The sequence below is a fragment of the Roseateles chitinivorans genome (genome assembly GCF_050632145.1).
GTDB classification, from domain to species: Bacteria; Pseudomonadota; Gammaproteobacteria; order Burkholderiales; family Burkholderiaceae_C; genus Roseateles; species Roseateles chitinivorans_B.
Genome location: NZ_CP192577.1, coordinates 173,055 through 191,184, shown reverse-complemented (window position 1 = coordinate 191,184; position 18,130 = coordinate 173,055). Strand labels below are relative to the sequence as shown.

17 protein-coding genes and 1 pseudogene are annotated in these 18,130 nt (G+C 70.6%); 5 read left to right on the top strand and 13 right to left on the bottom strand.

The window, feature by feature from the left end; all coding sequences use genetic code 11:
* Positions 1–52: 52 nt before the first annotated feature.
* A complete protein-coding gene (locus tag ACQ86G_RS00935; RefSeq protein ID WP_431258900.1) occupies positions 53–1,093 on the bottom strand; it encodes a zinc-binding alcohol dehydrogenase family protein in 1,041 nt (346 codons plus the stop codon).
* Positions 1,094–1,266: 173 nt separating this feature from the next.
* Here ACQ86G_RS00935 and ACQ86G_RS00930 point away from each other — a divergent pair, with 173 nt between their 5' ends.
* Positions 1,267–2,202, top strand: a complete 936-nt coding sequence (locus ACQ86G_RS00930) for a LysR substrate-binding domain-containing protein (RefSeq protein ID WP_431258899.1) — start codon at positions 1,267–1,269, stop codon at positions 2,200–2,202.
* Between the two features lie 35 nt (positions 2,203–2,237).
* On the opposite strand, the gene ACQ86G_RS00925 is transcribed toward ACQ86G_RS00930, so the two are convergent.
* The 4 genes from ACQ86G_RS00925 to ACQ86G_RS00910 form a co-directional block, all read right to left on the bottom strand.
* Positions 2,238–2,732: a copper chaperone PCu(A)C gene (locus ACQ86G_RS00925; RefSeq protein ID WP_431258898.1), complete on the bottom strand. Its 495-nt coding sequence runs from the start codon at positions 2,730–2,732 to the stop codon at positions 2,238–2,240.
* Positions 2,733–2,888: 156 nt separating this feature from the next.
* Positions 2,889–3,749, bottom strand: coding sequence for a class D beta-lactamase (gene blaOXA, locus ACQ86G_RS00920; protein ID WP_431258897.1), 861 nt, complete (start codon positions 3,747–3,749; stop codon positions 2,889–2,891).
* A 209-nt stretch (positions 3,750–3,958) separates the two neighbouring features.
* On the bottom strand, positions 3,959–5,218 hold the full coding sequence (locus ACQ86G_RS00915) for a hypothetical protein (RefSeq protein WP_431258896.1): 1,260 nt from the start codon (positions 5,216–5,218) through the stop codon (positions 3,959–3,961).
* Positions 5,146–5,442, bottom strand: a complete 297-nt coding sequence (locus ACQ86G_RS00910; RefSeq protein ID WP_431258895.1) for a hypothetical protein — start codon at positions 5,440–5,442, stop codon at positions 5,146–5,148. The genes ACQ86G_RS00915 and ACQ86G_RS00910 overlap by 73 nt, the downstream gene beginning before the upstream one ends.
* A 263-nt stretch (positions 5,443–5,705) precedes the next feature.
* On the opposite strand from ACQ86G_RS00910, the gene ACQ86G_RS00905 reads away from it, so the two are divergent.
* Complete coding sequence (locus ACQ86G_RS00905; protein ID WP_431258894.1) at positions 5,706–6,752, top strand: hypothetical protein; 1,047 nt, start codon at positions 5,706–5,708, stop codon at positions 6,750–6,752.
* A 232-nt stretch (positions 6,753–6,984) separates the two neighbouring features.
* Here ACQ86G_RS00905 and ACQ86G_RS00900 read toward each other — a convergent pair whose 3' ends face one another.
* Positions 6,985–7,791 carry an esterase/lipase family protein gene (locus tag ACQ86G_RS00900; protein ID WP_431258893.1) on the bottom strand — a complete coding sequence of 269 codons (807 nt, stop codon included), beginning with the start codon at positions 7,789–7,791 and terminating at the stop codon, positions 6,985–6,987.
* 265 nt (positions 7,792–8,056) lie between these two features.
* Between ACQ86G_RS00900 and ACQ86G_RS00895 the strand changes: the two genes are divergently transcribed.
* Positions 8,057–8,332, top strand: coding sequence for an AbrB/MazE/SpoVT family DNA-binding domain-containing protein (locus ACQ86G_RS00895; RefSeq protein WP_431258892.1), 276 nt, complete (start codon positions 8,057–8,059; stop codon positions 8,330–8,332).
* A gap of 8 nt (positions 8,333–8,340) precedes the next feature.
* Complete coding sequence (locus tag ACQ86G_RS00890) at positions 8,341–8,808, top strand: type II toxin-antitoxin system VapC family toxin (RefSeq protein WP_431258891.1); 468 nt, start codon at positions 8,341–8,343, stop codon at positions 8,806–8,808.
* On the opposite strand, the pseudogene ACQ86G_RS00885 reads toward ACQ86G_RS00890, so the two are convergent.
* The 6 genes and pseudogenes from ACQ86G_RS00885 to ACQ86G_RS00860 all read right to left on the bottom strand — a co-directional run bounded on the left by ACQ86G_RS00885 (position 8,735) and on the right by ACQ86G_RS00860 (position 16,428).
* Positions 8,735–11,967, bottom strand: a pseudogene (locus ACQ86G_RS00885) (error-prone DNA polymerase). The gene ACQ86G_RS00890 and the pseudogene ACQ86G_RS00885 sit on opposite strands and share 74 nt — an antisense overlap.
* A gap of 21 nt (positions 11,968–11,988) precedes the next feature.
* Positions 11,989–13,350 (bottom strand): Y-family DNA polymerase, encoded by a 1,362-nt coding sequence (locus ACQ86G_RS00880; protein ID WP_431258890.1) that lies wholly within the window; start codon positions 13,348–13,350, stop codon positions 11,989–11,991.
* 66 nt (positions 13,351–13,416) lie between these two features.
* The gene (locus tag ACQ86G_RS00875) at positions 13,417–13,872 is read right to left on the bottom strand and encodes a hypothetical protein (RefSeq protein ID WP_431258889.1); all 456 of its coding nucleotides are present in this window, start codon (positions 13,870–13,872) and stop codon (positions 13,417–13,419) included.
* 23 nt (positions 13,873–13,895) lie between these two features.
* Positions 13,896–14,273: a hypothetical protein gene (locus ACQ86G_RS00870; RefSeq protein ID WP_431258888.1), complete on the bottom strand. Its 378-nt coding sequence runs from the start codon at positions 14,271–14,273 to the stop codon at positions 13,896–13,898.
* Positions 14,274–14,381: 108 nt separating this feature from the next.
* A complete protein-coding gene (locus ACQ86G_RS00865) occupies positions 14,382–15,755 on the bottom strand; it encodes a sensor histidine kinase (protein ID WP_431258887.1) in 1,374 nt (457 codons plus the stop codon).
* Positions 15,745–16,428: a response regulator transcription factor gene (locus tag ACQ86G_RS00860; RefSeq protein WP_431258886.1), complete on the bottom strand. Its 684-nt coding sequence runs from the start codon at positions 16,426–16,428 to the stop codon at positions 15,745–15,747. Before ACQ86G_RS00860 ends, ACQ86G_RS00865 begins: the two co-directional genes overlap by 11 nt.
* Positions 16,429–16,763: 335 nt before the next feature.
* Here ACQ86G_RS00860 and ACQ86G_RS00855 point away from each other — a divergent pair, with 335 nt between their 5' ends.
* Entirely contained in the window at positions 16,764–17,354 is a 591-nt protein-coding gene (locus ACQ86G_RS00855) for a GNAT family N-acetyltransferase (RefSeq protein ID WP_431258885.1), read from the top strand.
* A gap of 84 nt (positions 17,355–17,438) precedes the next feature.
* On the opposite strand, the gene ACQ86G_RS00850 is transcribed toward ACQ86G_RS00855, so the two are convergent.
* Positions 17,439–18,095, bottom strand: a complete 657-nt coding sequence (locus tag ACQ86G_RS00850) for a Crp/Fnr family transcriptional regulator (protein WP_431261544.1) — start codon at positions 18,093–18,095, stop codon at positions 17,439–17,441.
* Positions 18,096–18,130 lie beyond the last annotated feature (35 nt).

The window sequence follows — 18,130 nt, the reverse complement described above, 5'->3', positions numbered from 1 at the left end:
TGTGACGGAAAGTGCGGCAAACGCGCAACGCGAGCCGTACAGCGCACGAAGCTCAGACGGGCCAGCCCTGCAGCACGAGCTTCCCACGTTGGCGCTGACTCTCCTGCAAGGCGTGGGCGCGCTTGAGGGTGTCGGCGGAGATCGGGCCGACGACGTCGGCCAGCGTCGTGCGGATCGTCCCCGCATCGACCAGCGCGGCGACCTCGGCCAGCAGCCGGCCCTGGGCGGCGATGTCGTGCGTCGCATGCATGCTGCGCGTGAACATCAACTCCCAGTGCAGCGACAGCGACTTGCCCTTTAGCGCCATCACATCCAGATCGTGCGGGCCGAAGTCGTCGATCATCGCCAGCTTGCCCTGCGGCTCCAGCGCCTCGACGAAGCCCTGGAAATGCTGCGGCGTGTGGGTCAGGCTGGTCACGTAGCGCAGCGGCGGGACGCCGGCCTTCTGCAGCGCGGCGATCTGCGGGGCGATCGGTTCACGGTGGTTGATCACGTGGTGGGCTCCCAGCGCATGCAGCCACTTGCCGCCTTCGCCGTCCGGCTCGGAGCTGGTGCCGATGACCGTCAGGTGCGCGTGACGGCGCGCCAGCTGGACCAGGATCGAGCCCACGCCGCCGGCCGCGCCGGTGACCAGCAGGCTGACCGGCCGCTCCGGCTGCTGCTGCACCTGCAGGCGGTCGAACAGCAGCTCCCAGGCGGTGATCGCCGTCAACGGCAGCGCGGCGGCTTCGGCGTCGCTGAGCGAGGTCGGCGCCTTGGCCGCGATGCGATGGTCGACGCATTGGAACTGCGCGTTGCTGCCCGGCCGGGTGATGTCGCCGGCATACCAGACGCGGTCGCCGACGGCGAAGCCGGCCACCTCCGGCCCGACCGCGCGGACCGTGCCGACGGCATCCCAGCCGAGGATCACGGGCGTCGTGCCGTCGGCGCTGGCGCGGCGCACGCGGACCTTGGTGTCGACCGGATTGACGGCGATCGCGGTGACCTCGACCAGCAGGTCCTTCGGACCGGGGGCGGGCGTGGGCAGTTCGAGGTCGATCAGCGACTCGGCCTCGGTGATGGGCAGGGACTTGAAGTAGCCGACGGCTTTCATGGCGGGACTCCTTGGGTTCGACGAAAGGGAGGGAGGAAAGGAAGGGGGAAGGGAAAAGGGAGAAGCGGGATGCTGCGGAAACGAATGGTGGACCTTCCGGCAGAATCAATGAAGACCGCTGAATCGCTATCAGTTTCAACATCGGATTGAAAATCCCCGGGGGAGAGACCGTCATGGACATCGAGAACACCGCCGAGCTGCGCCTGCTGATCGAGTGCGCGCGCGGCGGCAGCCTGACGGCGGCATCGCGGGAAATGGGCATCACCCCCGCGGCGGCCAGCGCGATGCTGAAGAAGCTGGAGGCGCGCCTGGGCGTGCGGCTCGCCGAGCGCAGCACCCGGGCATTGCGCCTCACGGCGGCGGGCGAGCGGCTGAGGGACTACGCCCAGCGCGCGCTGGAGCTGCTGGACGAGGGCCTGGCGCTGGTCACCGAGGGCGGTGACGACGCGACCGCCAAGGGACGCGGCGCGACCGCGCTGCGCGGGCGCATCCGCGTCAGCGCGTCGAGCGATCTGACACGGCGCATCGTGCTGCCGCTGCTGGATGATTTCCTTGACCGGCATCCCGGGATCGAGCTGCAGCTCAATGTCGGCGACGCGTTGCAGGACGTCGTGCGCGATGAGGTCGACCTGGCCCTGCGGTATGGCGAGCTGGCGGATTCGCGGCTGGTGGCGCGCAAGCTGCACGACGGGCGCCGGCTGCTGGTGGCGTCACCGGACTATCTGGCGCGGCACGGCCGGCCATCCCATCCCGCGGAACTCGCGCAGCACGACTGCATCCGCTTCAAGATCGGCGACCGTCTGGAACGCGAATGGCGCTTCTGGCGACGCGACGCCATGCAGGCGGCACCGGTGGATGTGACGGTGCAGGGACGCCGTACCGCCGACGACGGCGGCATCGCCCACCAGTGGGCCCTCGAAGGGCGGGGGATGACCTACAAGAGTTGTCTGGACATCCGCGACAGCCTCGCCAGCGGGGCGCTGGTCGAGGTGCTGCCGGACTGGATCGGGCGGCCGATGCCGCTCCATGCGCTGATGCCCAGCCAGCGCTTCCTGCCACAACGGCTGAAGGCACTGGTGGACCACCTGGCGGAGGGGCTCAGGCGCTGACGGGCCAGGAGGCGCCGTCGTTCAACGGGCGCCGTTCAATGCTTGTGGTCGCCGTGACCCGCGTGCGGGTCCTTGGCATCGGGCGAGGCCACGGGGCCAGTCCTTGCCGGCGCCTGGATCGTGACGGTCGAACGGGACTTGTCCGCGCCTTCGAACACCAGCGTCAGCGGCACGGCGTCGCCGGTCTTCAGTGGCCCCTTCAGGTCCATCAGCATCACGTGATAACCGCCCGGCTTCAACTCCACCGGTTTGCCGGCGGGCACCGCCAGCGCAGCCACGGGGCGCATGCGCATCACGTCGCCGTCCATCGCCATCTCGTGCACTTCGGCCACGCCGGCCACCGGCGTGCTGACCGAGATCAGCTTCACCGCCGTCGGCGACTTGATCTGCATGAAGGCACCGGTGGCCTTCTGCTGCGGCACCGTCGCGCGCACCCAGGCGTCGGCGACGACCACCTGGGCCTGCGCCAGACCGGCCGTCAGCAGCAGGGCGGGAACAACAGCCAGACGGGCGAGGGAACGGAACTTCATCGGGCGTCCAATCCAGGATCTATGAGGGGTCAGGAAGTATCCGCCACATCGCTTGCCTGAGGGAACGCTTGCCCCCGGCCTCCTACGACTCGCAGGCTCCCCAAGTCGGCCGGGGGGCACGCGTTCCCTCAGGCTCGGACCGAGCAGTGCGGCGATTCATTGCCTGCGGTCGGGGTTCTGCGTCTCCAAGGCACCCAGACTGCGCAGCACCTGGTGGACGATCTCCACGCGCTTCTGTGAGAAGGACGGATCCTTCATGTCCATGTTGAGGGCGAAGTAGACGGGGCGCGCGTCGCGGTCCTGCTCCGCCCAGCCCACGAACCAGCCGAGACCGGGGTTGGCGTTGTCCGCCCAGCCGGTCTTGGCGTAGAGACGCCAGCCGGGGCCCTGGTCGCGCAGCATCACCTGGCGGGCGATGTCGTAGGTGCGGTCGGACAGCGGCAGCGCGCGGTCGTGCACGCGGCGCAGGAACTCGATCTGGCCGACGGCCGAGATGCGCAGGCCGCCGTCCAGCCAGAAGCGGTCGCCGACCGGGCCGGCGACGGCGTTGCCGTAGCGGAAGTCGCGCACGAACTGCTGCACCGTCGGCTGGCCGATCTGCCGCGCCAGCGACTGGAACACCCACACCGCGGAGACCTGGTAGGCCGAGCCCAGCGTCTGGTCGCGGTTCCAGTCCTCGATGCGGCGCTTCGTGCCGTCCCACTTGAACGATTGCGTCTCGTCGACGGCAGCGCCGGTCTCCAGCGCGATCAGCGACATCGGGATCTTGAAGGTCGACGCCGGCAGGAAGCCCTCGAAGGCGCGGACGCTGTCCGACGCGATCCAGCGATGCGCGCGGGTGTCGAGCACGGCGATCGTGCCCTTCGTCCTCAGTTCATCGAAGTGGCGCTGCAGTTCGGGGCGGGTCTCCCAGCGTTCGCGTTCATTCGCGGGCGTGGTCTGCGCGATCGAGGCGCGACAGGCGGTGAGGGCGAGACAGGCGAGCAGCGCGCTCGCCATCAGTCGGGGAAAGGACATGGCGGTCTCCGGTCGATAGGGATGTCGCCAGTGTGCGAAGTCCCCCTCGCCGGAAGTCGTCGAAGTGCCGTTACGCCCGTTGCGCCCGTTCCGCCCAGGCCCGGTCACAGCGAGTGCTGCCGGGGCCGGAATGATGTGGGGGTTCGCGGACGCGATGCCCCCCACGTCGTGGAGTGCCCGCGCCTGGCATCCCGCCGTGTTCGACGACCTCACGCCCGCCGCGACTGCGGCATCAGCGCCTGGGCCTCATCGAGGTAGCGCCGCCGCGCCTCTTCATCGCGCAGCTTGCGCGCCTGCAGCCTGGCCTGTCGCACCAGGTCGGTGGCGCTGAACGCGTCACCTTCATCGAGCGCATGCCGGGCCCAGAGGAGCAGGAAGGCACAGCGCTGATCCGCGGGGATCTGCGATTGACGCGCCCGGCAGGAGGCCCAGCGCTGCGCCGCGAGGTCGCCGAAGGACGTCGCCGGCAGGGGCAGTCCTTGCGCGGTGGCCAGGCGCTGCAGCGCCGCGAAGTCGAGGCGTCCGAGCGCCGCAAGCCGCAACAGGAAGATGGTGTTCAGCAGCGAGCTGCGTCCGAGTTGCCAGCGCGCGCAGAGCGCGTCGCTGAGCAGCAGCCATCGCAGCGCGTCCTCGATGCCTGGACCCTCGGCGGGCAGCAGGTCGGCCTCGACGAGCCGGCCGAGCGCGTTGGAGAGATTGGCGGCGCAGACCTGGAGCGCGTCGGGCAGTCCGGCCAGCGAGGCACTGCGCAACGCGTCGCCGAGGCTGGCCAGCGACTGCGCCGCGAGCGCCGCGTCGCCGCGGGCGATGGCGAGGTCGCGCAGCACGATGCCGCGAAGGTTGCCGTGGTCGCAGCGCAGCGTGGAGTCGGCGGCGAGCACGTCGGGATCGACCTCGTCGAGCTTGTCCAGGGCGGGTGCCGCCTGTCCCAGGCTGCCGAACCAGTGCCAGGCCGCGAGGATCGCGACGCGGGCGCGCAGCTGGCGGCGCTCCAGACGCGGAAGGCGGCTGTTGTTGAGCGCCTGGCCGAGTTCGCGCAGTTCGTCCTGCAACGCCGCCCAGTCGCCGAGCCGGCGCGCGATGCGGGCGCGTCGCAGGCCGAGCGCGGCGGCCGCGGCGTCGTCGCCCGGCGGCACGTGCGGTGCGGCCTGCTGCAGCGCGAGGCGGGCGGGATACAGCTCGCCGCGGTCCAGCAGGTAGTCGGCGCGGGCGAGCGCCTCGGCGTAGGCCAGCGGCAGCAATGGCGCGGCGGCCGGCGCGCGCACCGGCCGCTGCTGGCCCAGCCAGCGCGCGAGTGCCTCGCCGGTGGCGGGCTCGCCGTCGATCTCGAAGCGGCAGGCAGGCAGCAGCGCGGCGTTGAGCCAGAACGGCCCGCTGCTGCGGGCGCTGGCCTCGATCAGCGCGGCCAGCGGGCCGTCGTCCAACAGCGCGAGCGCACGCCAGACCTGCGTGCGGTGCAGCTCGGCCATGCCGGCGATGCGCTCGCGCAGCTCGGCGCGCGAGCAGGGCTGTCGACGCGGGCGAGCCCTTGCTCGTGCGCCTGCAGCAGCGCGGCGATCAGGCGCGGCAGCAGGCGGCTGCGCAGTTCGGGCAGACCTTCGATGCGCAGGCCCTGCGGCAGCAGCTGGAGGCGATGCGACGGCAGGTCGGCGGTGGGCGCGGCAGGAGCGGTGGAAGCGGGGGAAACAGTCATCGGAGACGCATTCTGCGCCGCGCGGATCGGCGATGTGACGGCATTGGCGTAACGGGCGTTACGCATGCAGGTTACGCATCCAGGTTCAGGACGCAGGTTCAGCACGCAGGTTGCGAGGCGCGCCGCGCCCGGGTCGAGCTCGTGCAAAGGAAACGTCAAGACGATCGCGATGGCGGGCCACGTCTCACGCGCCGGAGACAAGTAACGAAACGTCGGGCCCGCCCCTTGCCTGTAGCTCTCCATCACAACTCGAGGGGACTGCCATGGTGGCGAAGAATGAGGCCTGGTATCCGGGCGAGACCGGCGTCGGCGGGGCGATCGTGCCGCGCGCGTCGACCTCCGCGGTGTCTTGGGGCGCGGTGCTGGCCGGCGCCGCCGCGGCGGCGGCGCTGTCGTTGATCCTGTTGCTGCTCGGCGTGGGGCTGGGGCTCGCCGCCGCGTCGCCCTGGGCCAACGACGGCGCGAGCGCCGCGACCCTGGGCGTGGCGGGCATCGTGTGGCTCGCGTTCACGCAGTTGGCGGCATCCGGACTGGGCGGTTATCTCGCCGGCCGGCTGCGGGTGCGATGGCGCGATACCGATGCCGACGAGGTCCACTTCCGCGACACGGCACATGGCCTGCTGTCGTGGGCCGTGGCCACGCTGTTCACGGCTGCCGTGCTGACCGCTTCGGTCGGCGCGATCGCCGGCATCGGCGTGAAGGGGGCGGCGGTGGCGGCCGGAACGGCAGCGACCGGGGCCGCGGCGGTCACTGCGACGGCCGGCGCGGCTGCCGACGATGCCGGCGCGAAGGGCGGTGCTTCCGGCACGGCGGCCCGGACCTCGCTCGGCAGCGGCGACTTCGGCTACTACGTGGACACGCTGTTGCGTCCCGCGGCGACTGCGCCTTCGACCACCGCGACGACCTCCGCCGCGCCTGCAGGGGCCAACCCGGCGACGCTGCGGGCCTGGCCGGATGCGTCGATGGTCCATGCGGATGAGCAGTCGTCGGCGTCCTTGAACCGCCTGCTGGTGCGCGCGATCCGTGACGGCGGCACCCTGTCGCCGGAGGACACGCGGGCGGCGTCGCAACTCGTCGCCCAGCGGACCGGCCTGACGCAGGCGGAGGCCGAGCGGCGCGTCACCGAGACGCTGCAGCGTGCCCGTGCCGAGGCGCAGGCGCTGGAGACCCGTGCGCGCGAAGCGGCTGACGCTGCCCGCAAGACGGCGTTGACGACCGCGTTGTGGATGGTTGTCGCGCTGCTGATCGGCGCTTTCACCGCGAGCCTGCTGGCCACCCTCGGCGGCCGTCAGCGCGACCTCATCGAGTAAGACAAGGAGACCTCACATGCGATCGATCCTGCTCTACATGCTGGGCGTGCCCATTCCCATCATCATCCTGATCGCGCTGATCCGGTAGCGTCAGGCGCGCGGGCGCTGGTCCGCGCACGATGCAAAAGGAGAGCGCAACGAGGAAGCGGGGGCAGCACCACTGCCCCCGCTTCCCTTTGCTTGAACGTTTTTCTCGAACGTTCTGCTCGAACCTCCGGCGCGGACGTGGCGGTCAGTTCACCGCCGGAGCAGCGGCGTCGATGGTGTCGCCGTAGCGGCGCCACGTGCCGGGCGCGTGGGACAGCCGGTCCGCCACGACCCTGAGCACGGCGGGATTCCAGACCAGGCCGCAGTGGCTGCCGTCGACCTCGACGTTGTCGATCATCGGATGGTCCTCGGGCTGCACGCAGGCCTGCCACGCGACGACGCCGTCGCTGCGGCTGTAGATCGAGGTCGTCGGGACCTGCGGGGCCGCGATCAGGCGCGACTTGAAGTCGTCGTCGAGCACCGGCAGCGCGCCGTTGACCCAGCGATAGATCAGGCTGACGTTGGTCTGCGCCGCCTCGCCGGTGATCGGCGTGCCGATGGTGATGACCTGGCGCACCGGCAGCGAGATGCGCTTGGCAATCTCCCGCGCGTAGATGCCGCCGAGGCTCCAGCCGACCAGTGAGATCGGCTGCGACTGGCCAGCCTGTCCGGAGACGAGCGCCTCGATGTCGGCGGCGAGCGTGTCGAGCCACAGGTCGATGTCGCCGGTCGGGCCGGTGTTGATGCCGCGGCCCCAGTCGCGCGCCGCGTAACCGAGCCCGTGGCAGAAGCCCACCAGCGGCGCGATCGACTGCGCGTCGGCCGCGAGGCCCGGGAACACGATGACGGGATGTCCGTCGCCGGGCGGATGGCCGCTGCGGTCCATCATCCGGCAGCTCGCGTATTCCATCGCGGCCCGCAAGGGCTCGATGCCGAGCAGGGCCCAGGAGGGAGAACAGATGACCGGTGCCGGCACGGGCATCGCATCGCGAAGGGCGGCGATCTTCTTCATGGTCTGGAGGCCGCCTTTCCGACATGACCTGCGAGGTCCGCGGCGAGGTCGGCAGAAGGACAGTTGAACCGATCTTTCCGCAAGCCGCGCGGCAGGGGCATCCCCTCAAGGTCGCATGTGATCGTCGGACAGGGCCTACATCCGGGGAGGTCCGGCGATCTCTCCCACCATTGACGGAAGTCAGGGGGAGAGACGGTTTTCAGGGAGCTTCGAGGACTAGGCTTTCTGACTCCGAGATTCTTTTTCCAGCCAGGAGAACGCTTTGATGAAGGATTCGAACGATATTTCGCCGATGACTGTTTCAAGCCGCAGGAAAGTCACCATCGACCGGGATTTGCTTGAGTACCTCGATGTCAAACCCGGCGGCCAGATCGAGGTGTACCTGCTGCCCCGAGGCCGCTGTGTGATGCGGGCTGCCCGTACGGGTGACATCCGCGATTTCATCGGTTTTCTTGCGCACAAGCCGCGCACGGTCGAGGGCGACGTGTCGATCGGCGACATGAATGAAGCGATCGAGAAAGGCCGGGAAGGTGAGCTGTGAAGGTGTCGTTGGACACCAATGTGCTGGTCCGCCTCGTGATCGAGGACGATGCGACGCAAACGCGGGCCGTTCAGCAGTTGTTTGCAACGGCCGATGCGATCGCGATCGGCGTGTCCTGCCTTTGCGAATTCGCGTGGGTCTTGCGGAGTTCCTATGGATACGCCACCGCTGATATCGCCGAGGCGATGAGGACCCTGCTCCGTGCCAGGGCCATCCGCGTGGATTGGGGAGCGGTGGAAGCAGGGGTGAACGTGCTCGAAGAAGGCGGCGATTTCGCAGATGGCGTCATTGCTTTTGAGGGCGCTGTGCTTGGCGGAAGGGTTCACATGACCTTCGACAGGAAAGCGATCCGGGCATTGAAGCGAATCGCGATCGAGGCACAGAGGCCGGCCATGCGGGAGATCAATGAAAATCCCGGCTCTCCGTCCTCAGGCGCCCCAGCATCGGGGTCAGGTCTTCCAGGTGTCCGGCGATGAGGTTGCGCACGTCGCCGCTGCGCTGCCACTTCCCCTTCACCGCCATCAGCCGTGAATGCAGCATGACGTGGCGTTGCCGCTGCCACAGCGCGCGGTGGACGATGACCTGGATGTCGCCGGTCTCGTCCTCGAGCGAGATGAAGATCGTGCCCTTGGCCGTCGCCGGCTGCTGCTTGACCGTCACGATCCCGCAGCCCCGCGCCGGTCGGCCGTCGGGCAGATCACTCAGCTCTGCGGCCGACATCCAGCGCTGCTCGCGCAGCAGCGGCCGCAGCAGTGACAGCGGATGGCGGCGCAGCGTCAGGCCCAGCGACGCGTAGTCGAAGACGATCTCCTCGCCCTCCGGCGCCTGCGGCAGCGCGAGGAAGTCCTCCTGCACCGGCGCCGAGGCCAGCAGCGGCGGCGGCGCATGCTGCGCGGCCGCGTCCCACATCTGCTGGCGACGGTGGCCGCTGATGCTGGTCAGCGCATCGCCGGAGGCCAGCATCGTCATCTGCTGCTGGTTCAGTCCGGTACGACGCGCCAGGTCCTCCGCATCGTTGAACGGACCGTTCCGACGCTCGCGGCAGATCAGCGCCGCCGAGGACCGCTGCAGGCCCTTGACGAGCCGCAGACCCAATCGCACCTTGACCGGCGCCGCGTCGGCCGCCAGGGCTTCCTCGGTGTCCAAGTAGGGGTCGCCGTCGTCCTCCATGACGATCCCGTCCTTGTCCAGGGGCAGGGCATCGAGCGTGTCGGCGTCCGCGCCGCGCCGCGCCGGCCGGATGACGCGGCCGTCCGCGCGCTCCAGCGTGCAGTCCCAGTCGCTGTGCATCACGTCGGGCGGGAGCACCTCGACGGCCTCCTTGTCCTTGCCCTGGCGTCTGGCCTCCTGCACCAGCTGGCTCGGCGAATAGAAGCCGAGCGGCTGCGCGTTCAGCAGGCCCGCGAGGAACTCGGCCGGATGATGGCGCTTCAGCCAGCTGCTCGTGTAGACCAGCAGTGCGAACGAGGCCGCGTGCGACTCCGGGAAGCCGTACTCCGAGAAGCCCTTGACCTGCTCGAAGATCTGCTCGGCGAAGGACACCGGATAGCCCCGCTCCCGCATCCCGTCGATCAGCTTCTGGCGGTACTTCTCGAGGTTGCCCTTGCGCTTCCACGCGGCCATCGAACGCCGGAGATCGTCCGCTTCCCCGCCCGTGAACCCGGCGGCGATCATCGCGATCTGCATCACCTGCTCCTGGAAGACCGGAACGCCCAGCGTGCGCTTCAGGACCGTCTCCAGTCCCTGGGGATAAACGACGTCCTCGAAGCCCTGACGGCGCTGCAGATAGGGATGAACCATGCCGCCCTGGATCGGTCCTGGTCGCACGATCGCCACCTCGATGACCAGGTCGTAGAACTCCTTCGGTTTCAGCCGCGGCAGCATGCTGCGCTGCGCGCGGCTCTCGATCTGGAACACGCCGATCGTCTCGGCGCGCTGGATCATCTCGTAGGTCGGAACATCCTCGCTCGGGATGTCCTTCAGCTCGAACGGATAGCGCTGGCGCTTGCCGACGAAGTCCAGCGTCTTGCGGATCGCCGTCAGCATGCCCAGCCCGAGCACGTCGACCTTCAGCAGTCCCACCGCGTCGAGGTCGTCCTTGTCCCACTCGATGACGGTGCGGTCCGGCATCGAGGCGTTCTCCACCGGCACCATGCGGGTCAGCGGGCCGTGCGTCAGCACGAAGCCGCCCGGGTGCTGCGACAGGTGTCTCGGGAAGCCGAGCAGCTCCGAGGTGATCTTGACCAGTTGCTGCACCGCGAGGTCGTCGGCCTCGAGCCCGGACTCGCGCAGCCGCTCCGCATCGATCGTCTGGCCGTCCCACCACTGGTGGTTGCTGCACAGCGTGTCCAGCACCTCGGGCTCGAAACCCAGCGCCTTGCCGACGTCGCGCAGCGCGCTCTTCACGCGGTACGAGATCACCACCGCCGCCAGCGCCGCGCGTTCGCGCGTGTACTTGCGGTAGAGGTACTGGATGACTTCCTCGCGGCGTTCGTGCTCGAAGTCGATGTCGATGTCCGGCGGCTCGTTGCGTTCCTTGCTGATGAAGCGCTCGAACAGCACCTGCATCCGCTCCGGGTCGACCTCGGTCACGTGCGTGCAGAAGCAGACGATGGAGTTCGCCGCGCTGCCCCGGCCCTGGCACAGGATGCCCTGCGAGCGCGCGAAATGGACGATGTCGGCCACCGTCAGGAAGTAGTGCTCGTAGCCCAGCTCCTCGATCAGCGCGAGCTCGCGTTCGATCTGCTCGCTGGCCGCGGCCGGCACGCCCCCGGCCAGCGCCGGCCCGCGCCCTCGTAGGTGATCCGCCGCAGGTGGCTGGCCGGTGTCTCGCCGTCGGGCACGACCTCGGACGGGTAGTGGTAGCGCAGTTCGTCGAGGCTGAACTCGCAGCACTCGGCCACGCGCAGCGTCTCCTCGAGCAGGTCCGCCGGGAAGCTGAGCGCGAGGCGGCTGCGGTGGCGGAGGTGGCGCTCGGCGTTGCGGTCCAGCGCCTGGCCGCAGTCGGTCAGCGGCTTGCCCAATCGCGTCGCGGTCAGCACGTCCTGCAGCGGCTTGCGGCTGCGCACATGCATGGTCGCGTCGCCGACGGCCACCAGCGGGATCTCGGTCAGTGCGCCGGCTTCGCGCAGGCGCAGCAGGCGGATTTCGTCGTCCGCATGCTGGGGCTGGTCGATGCCCAGCCAGCAGCGGCCGGTGAAGCGCGTCAGCAGCCAGCGCGCCATCGTCAGCAATTGCGCCGGCGCGGCATGCCGGTCCGGACAGGCGATCACGACGCAGTCGTCCAGCGTCTGCGGGCCGATGTCGGCGAGCGTGCAGCGGTAGGTGCCCTTCTCCGACGAGCGCCGCAGCCGCGAGATGAACTGGCACAGGTTGCCGTAACCGTTGATGCTGCAGGCCAGGACGACCAGCGTGAAGGGCCCCTCGTCGTCCGAGGCCGGCTCGAGGAGGAACTGGCTGCCCACCAGCAGCGTCATGCCGTGCTGCTTCGCGGCCACGTGCGCGCGCACCATGCCGGCCATGCTGCATTCGTCGGTGATCGCGAGCGCGGCATAACCGAGCTCCTTGGCGCGCAGCACGAGTTCCTCGGGCCAGCTCGCGCCCTTCAGGAAGCTGAAGTTGCTGAGGCAGCGCAGCTCGGCGTAGGGGGCAGGCGTTCAGGCATAGATGCCGTGCAGGAACCAGGCGTCGTCCCTGTCGTCCCTGTTGTTCCTGTCGCCCCTGTCGTCCGCGTGGCCCTTGCGATCGCCCCTCCCTTCGCCTTCGCCGCCCTTGCCGTCGTCCTCGCTCCGGCTCCTGGCGCGATGCTCCCGGTAGATCGCCATCACCCCGGCGTTCTCGTTGACCGCGATCCAGTAGTCGCGTGCGACCTGGCGGTGATGCTGCGGCACCTGCTCACAGGCGGGCACGCGGTCCCACCAGCCGCCTTCGACGCGATCGGGCCCGACCAGCAGCGTCAGCGCCCCCTGGTAATGCGGCCGATGGTCGCGCACCGCCAGCCGCAGCGGCGGATCGAGCAGGAAGGCCGGCTCCGGCACGTCCGGCGCACGCATCGCCGCCTGCCGGCCCTTGCGGCGGGACGGCGTGCGGCCATCGCCGCAGGGGCGCCAACGCGTCATCCATTCCGGACGATGGTCGTCGGCGAGGATCGGTTGCAGCACGCGCTCCGGCCCGAGCCGCGCGGCGATGCGCTCCAGCGTCAGGTAGAGCGTCTCGCCGGTGCGCACCACGTCGGGCAGCAGCGAGCCGCTGTCCTCGACCAGCGACTGCACGCCGACCGCCTCCAGCCGCAGCTCGCCGACCGGCGCCAGCAGCTGGGTCTTGGCCAGATGCTCGGCCATCAGGCGGCAGAAGTGTTCGAGCTCGCGGATCGGCTCGGCGGTGCGCACCGTGAGGCACCCGCCGTCGCCGGCGTCCTTGGCGCGCATCGAGTCGTGCACCCAGTGCAGCGTGACGCCGGTGGCGCCGGCATGGCGCGCGGCCAGCCAGCCGCACAGCCGCATCAGCAGCGGTCGCGTGCCCAGCAGCAGCGCGGGCGCATGGTCCTCGCGGCTGGGCAGCTCGATGCGGGCGTGGAAGTCCTCGGGCAGGGCGACCCAGGCGTGCGCCTCGGGCCGCAGTCCGTAGGCCTGGTCCAGCATCGTCAGCAGCGGCGCACCGAAGCGCCGGCCGATGCCCCCGCGGGGCAGCGCCCGCAACTGGCCCAACGTGTTGATGCCGGCCCGGCTCAGCGCTTCGGCATGGTCCGCGCCGGCGCTCAGCGCCTGCAGCGGCAGCGGGTCCAGCACCGCCTGCAACAGGCGCCCGCCGAGGTCGAGCACGCCGCAACGCGCCAGTACCAGCGCGGCCGTGGCCGACGGCGCCCAGCCGATGCCGACGGCGCCCAGGTCGGGCGCCTCGTCGCTCAGGCGCGCCTTCAACGCCGGCAGACCGCGGAACAGCCGCAGGCTGGCCTCGACCTCCATCACGACCGCGTCCTCCATCAGCGCCACGCGCGGCGTGAACTGCAGGCACCACACGGCCAGGCCCGACTGGGCCTCCGCGCAGACTCCCCAGGGATGCGGCGGGGCGCGGTCGCCGGGTCCTCAAACGGCGCCGGCGGACGAGGCGGCAATATCAGCGCGACCCATAACATGGGAGAACTCCGGGAACAGGGCGAGCGGCAGGGGCTCGCGAACAGGGGCGGCCGACTCGAGGGCCGACCCGACGGCCGGTTCGACCGGCTCGGCCGGCACCACGACCGGCGCCACCGGGCGCATCGTGCTGGGCCGCATCACGCGCGGCGTCAGCACCTGCTCGAGGCCGCCGGGGATCGAGGCCAGCCTCAGCGGGGTTTCATGCGCGGGCCCCTTGCGCTTGAGGATCTGCACGTCCAGGGCCCAGTCGACAGCGATCGTCGCCACCACGCGCAGCGGCGCCGGCGACGGGTCATGACGGGCCGCCAGCGGACGGAACAGGAACACCGGTCCTTCGAACGACTGCGCCAGCACCTGCAGTCGCCGCAGCTGCTCGGGGGCGGCCTGCGGCATCCAGGCCAGCACCGCGCCGGCCGCGTTGGACTTGATCAGCTGTTCGGCGCACCAGAGCCGCTCCGACGCGCGCGCGCGTCGATCCAGACGAGGTGCCGCTCATCCAGCCCCAGGTGCATCAGGCCGGGCAGGTGGGGGCGCTTGGGCGGTCCGACCATCGCCACCGCCGCGCCATCGGCGACCACGCGTCGCAATGCCGGGCCGGCCAGCCGCCATTCGGCGAGCGAGAACTGCGGCAGCAGGATCTCGGTCAGCTGGCGCCCGGGCCAGCCGCCGCCGGGCAGTTCGGCATCGAGCGTGTCGAACCCGCTCGGCCAGACGGTGTCCGTGCCGCGACCCAGTTCGTCGCCGCGCCAGAGCGCGTCGGCCACGGCCGGCGGAAGCGGGGCAAGAGGGGTGGACAGGGGCGGCATGGCGGGCGTCGTCGAGAGACAAAAACGCCGGTTGGGGAACCGGCGTGGAATCACTGTATTTGCATACAGTATAGGACGACGACCCGCCCCGTCCAGGGCTGTTTCAACTCAAGTCGGGAGAATGTCCGGATGGCGGGGCGGCGCCTCCGCAGGCACGGGCCCGGGCGTGGGCGAGGTGGGGAAAGCAAGGACGAATCGCGTGCCGCCGCGGGCCGGCGCCTCCAGGCTGACGGTCCAGCCCAGGTGCTCGGCGACGCGTTTGACGATGGCCAGGCCGAGGCCCGCGCTGCCGGCGCCGGCCGGGTCGACCTGCATGAAGCGGTCGAAGATCCGGTCGCGCACGGCCGGCGGGATGCCGATGCCGGTGTCCTCGATGATCACGCGGCCGGCCTCGAGCCGGATGTCGACGCAGCCCTGGTCGGTGAACTGGCAGGCGTTGCGGATCAGGTTGCCCAGCGCGATGGCCGCGAGCTCGGGCCGTGCCGGCACTTCCAGGCCGGCGTCGGCGGACGTGGCGTGCAGCGTCATCTCGACCTCCTTGCCCTTGAGCAGCGGCCGGCAGCGCTCCATCTCCTGGCGCAGCAGCGGCAGCAGCGCGGTCGGCGGCGCGCCGATGCTGGCCGGGTCGCGCGACAGCAGCAGCATCGCGACCACGCGCTCGCTGGTGTCGGCCGCGGTGCGCCGGATGCGCTCGGCCAGCTCGACCATGTCGTCGCGGCCGTGCAGGCGCGCTTTCAGGATCTCGGCGGCGCCCAGCATGACCGCCAGCGGCGTGCGCAGCTCATGGCTGACGTCGCCGGTGAACCAGCGCTCCCGGTCCAGGTAGCGTTGCTGGGCCTCGGTCTTGGCCGCGAACGCGCGCGACAGCAGGCCCAGTTCGTCGGTGGAGTCCAGCAGCGGATATTCACGCGGTGCGGCGTCGGTCTGGACGGCGCGGGCCAGCGCGGTCACCGGGGCGACGATGCGGCTGGCGGTGAGCTGCGCCAGGAACAGCGCCAGCCCCAGGCAGCAGACGAAGGCCAGGCCGAGCAGGCCGTAGACACCGGCCTCGATCTTGGCGAAGTCCTCGTCGCGGTCGGTCAGCACGAAGACCTCGCCGAGGTCGTCGCGGACCAGCGCGGTGAAGGTGGCGTCGTCCTGCGGCAGCGTGTATTTGCCCGGCGGCTTGCCGCGCAGCGCCTGCGGGATGGCGTCGCCGCGGTAGAGCGTGACGCTGGGCGGCAGGTCGGCCTCCAGGCCCTGCTTCTCGCGGGCGATCAGCTCGTCGGCGGTGCGGTCCAGGCGCTGGTCGACGAGGCGGTCCTCGATGCTGGAGGCGATGCGCACCGCGGCCACCGCGAAGGCGCCGCAGACCAGCAGCGTCAGCAGCAGGAAGGCGGCGGCCACGCGCGTGCGCAGCGTCGTCGGCGCGGCCGTCGAGCGGCCGGCGCCGCTTTTGTCGTCGCGTGGATGGCCGCGGTCCCGCCGCGGCTCATCCCGCATCGGGCGACACCAGCCGGTAGCCGATGCCCGGATGGGTCTTCAGCAGCGGGATGGGGAAGGGCTTGTCCAGCGCCGCGCGCAGTGCGTGGATGTGGGTGCGCAGCGCGTCGCTGTCGGGCGGATCGTTGCCCCAGACCTCGCGCTCGAGGTCCTCGCGGCGGACCAGCTTGGGCGCCTCGCGCAGCAGCGCGGACAGCAGCTTGTAGCCGGTCGGCGTCAGCTGCAGCGGCTTGCCGGCGCGGGTGGCTTCCAGCGTGTCGGGGTCGAAGTTGACGTCGGCGTAGCTGACCGCCGAGCTGAGGTTCAGCCCGTGGGAGCGCCGCATCAGCGCCTTGAGGCGGATCTCCAGCTCGACCAGCGAGAAGGGCTTGACGAGGTAGTCGTCGGCGCCGCTCTCGAAGCCGGTGACCTTGTCGGCGATCGTGTCGCGGGCGGTCAGCATGAGGATGGGGGTGGGGCGGCGGAAGTCCTTGCGCAGGCGCCGGGCGACGTCCAGGCCGTCCAGGCCGGGCAGGGTCAGGTCCAGCACGATCGCGTCGTAGGAGCCGGCGGCGGCCTGCGCCAGGCCGCCCAGGCCGTTGCGGGCCACGTCCAGCGCGTAGCCCATCGGCTCCAGGTAGGCGAACAGGTTCGCGACGATGTCCGGGTTGTCTTCGATGACCAGCAGCTTCATCACGAGGCTCTCGTTCCTGCGGCGCCGGGCGCCGCGTCGTCGTGGGGAACGGGACCCGGAGGGGAGAGGACTCCCCCGCGAGACCCGCGGATGCCGGGAATGCTATGCCAGCGGGGACCTCCCGACCTGTCCGCGGGCTGTCGGCATCGATCCGGCGAGGGGCATCCCCCTCATCCGGGCGAATGGCGGGCACCGGACGGGCGACCGGCTCAAAGCTTCTCCGGTTCCATCCGCTTCGTCACGTTTCGTGACGCAAGTCCGGGCCTGTCACCCGACCGTCCGGTCGACGCTGCACTTGAAATTCCGCTTGGGCGCATAATTTGCGGGTTAACCCTATGCTTGCACCCTTCATCTCCATCCCCGCCGTCGAGCGGCTCACCGCGACCCGCCGGCTGAGCCTGCGTCCGCCCGCCGCGGCGGATGCCCGCACGTTCCGCGAGCTGCTGACCGATCCCGCGAATCGTCGCTTCGACGCGGGCGGTCCGGCCGCGTCCGAGCGGCTGGAGCTCTGGCGCACGCTCTGGACCCGTGACGGCCTGGGGCCGTGGGCGGTGGCGCTGCGGGAGCAGCCCGCGCTGGGCGCGATCGGTTTCGGGGGCTTGAGCCGGGGCCGCATCTGCGGCGCGCCGGCGCTGCTGCTGGAGTTCCACTTCCTGTCCGACCACTGGGGCCGCGGCTACGCGGCGGAGATGGCGACGGCCGCGCTGGCGCTGGCCTTCGACAGCCTGCACGCAACCTCGGTGCACGCACTGCTGGCGCCGGGCAACACGGCGGCGCGCAAGACGCTGGAACGCGTCGGCCTGCGCCTGACCGGCTCGGTCGCCGACTGCCCGGGCGAGGCGGCGAGCCTGCTCTACGAGATCAACGCCGGGCAGTACGCGGCCCTGCCGCAGGAACCGCCGGAAGCGACGCCGTTCGGGGCCTGAGGCCGAGGGCCTCGACCGTCGTCGACGCGTGCCTCGACGCCCAGCCTCGCGCGGGCTTCTTCGCCGGTCCGGACGCCCGCAGCCCTACTGCTGCGGATACACCCGCAACCCCGCCAGATCGAGCACCCGGAGTCCGCCGTACTCGACGGCGATGAGGCGCTGCTCCTGCAGATGGCGCAGCGCCTCGTTGACGCGCTGGCGCGAGAGTCCCACCAGGTGGCCCAGCTCCTGCTGCGTGATGCGCAGCAGCCCGTTCACGCCGGGGTAGAGCAGCGGATGGAACAGCGCCGCCAGGTTGCGCGCCACGCGCAGGTCGGGGTCGCTCTGTCGATCGATCTCGCGCGCGGCGATGAATTGCCCGAGCCGCTCGTTGAGCTGGTTGAGCACGTAGCGGTTGAACGCGAGGCTGGTCGCCAGCAGTTCGTGGAAGCTCTCCAGCGGCAGCCCCGCGACCACGCTGCGACGCAGCGCCTGGATGTTGTAGCGGTAGGCCTCGCGCTTGAGCAGCGTGCCTTCGCCGAACCAGCCACCCGGCGGGACGCCGGTGAACGTCACCTGCCGCGCCGCCGCCTCGTCGTTGCTCATCTTCAGCAGGCCGTCGATCACGCCGAACCAGAAGTTGGCCTCGCGCCCGATGCGGCAGATCCGCTCGCCGACCTCGACCTCCGCCACCTGGATGCTCGAGGCGACGCGTTCGCGCAGTTCAGGCTCGATCGCCTTCAACCACGGGATGGCGCCCATCTCCTGCGCGCTCGCGGCCCGCGCGCGCAGCCGGA

Bases quoted from the DNA above. Each gene is read 5' to 3' on its own strand.
- ACQ86G_RS00935 (WP_431258900.1), bottom strand. From the start codon at position 1,093: ATGAAAGCCGTCGGCTACTTCAAGTCCCTGCCCATCACCGAGGCCGAG.
- ACQ86G_RS00930 (WP_431258899.1), top strand. From the start codon at position 1,267: ATGGACATCGAGAACACCGCCGAGCTGCGCCTGCTGATCGAGTGCGCG.
- ACQ86G_RS00925 (WP_431258898.1), bottom strand. From the start codon at position 2,732: ATGAAGTTCCGTTCCCTCGCCCGTCTGGCTGTTGTTCCCGCCCTGCTG.
- blaOXA (WP_431258897.1), bottom strand. From the start codon at position 3,749: ATGTCCTTTCCCCGACTGATGGCGAGCGCGCTGCTCGCCTGTCTCGCC.
- ACQ86G_RS00915 (WP_431258896.1), bottom strand. From the start codon at position 5,218: ATGGCCGAGCTGCACCGCACGCAGGTCTGGCGTGCGCTCGCGCTGTTG.
- ACQ86G_RS00910 (WP_431258895.1), bottom strand. From the start codon at position 5,442: ATGACTGTTTCCCCCGCTTCCACCGCTCCTGCCGCGCCCACCGCCGAC.
- ACQ86G_RS00905 (WP_431258894.1), top strand. From the start codon at position 5,706: ATGGTGGCGAAGAATGAGGCCTGGTATCCGGGCGAGACCGGCGTCGGC.
- ACQ86G_RS00900 (WP_431258893.1), bottom strand. From the start codon at position 7,791: ATGAAGAAGATCGCCGCCCTTCGCGATGCGATGCCCGTGCCGGCACCG.
- ACQ86G_RS00895 (WP_431258892.1), top strand. From the start codon at position 8,057: ATGAAGGATTCGAACGATATTTCGCCGATGACTGTTTCAAGCCGCAGG.
- ACQ86G_RS00870 (WP_431258888.1), bottom strand. From the start codon at position 14,273: ATGCCGCCCCTGTCCACCCCTCTTGCCCCGCTTCCGCCGGCCGTGGCC.
- ACQ86G_RS00865 (WP_431258887.1), bottom strand. From the start codon at position 15,755: ATGCGGGATGAGCCGCGGCGGGACCGCGGCCATCCACGCGACGACAAA.
- ACQ86G_RS00860 (WP_431258886.1), bottom strand. From the start codon at position 16,428: ATGAAGCTGCTGGTCATCGAAGACAACCCGGACATCGTCGCGAACCTG.
- ACQ86G_RS00855 (WP_431258885.1), top strand. From the start codon at position 16,764: ATGCTTGCACCCTTCATCTCCATCCCCGCCGTCGAGCGGCTCACCGCG.
- ACQ86G_RS00850 (WP_431261544.1), bottom strand. From the start codon at position 18,095: ATGGGCGCCATCCCGTGGTTGAAGGCGATCGAGCCTGAACTGCGCGAA.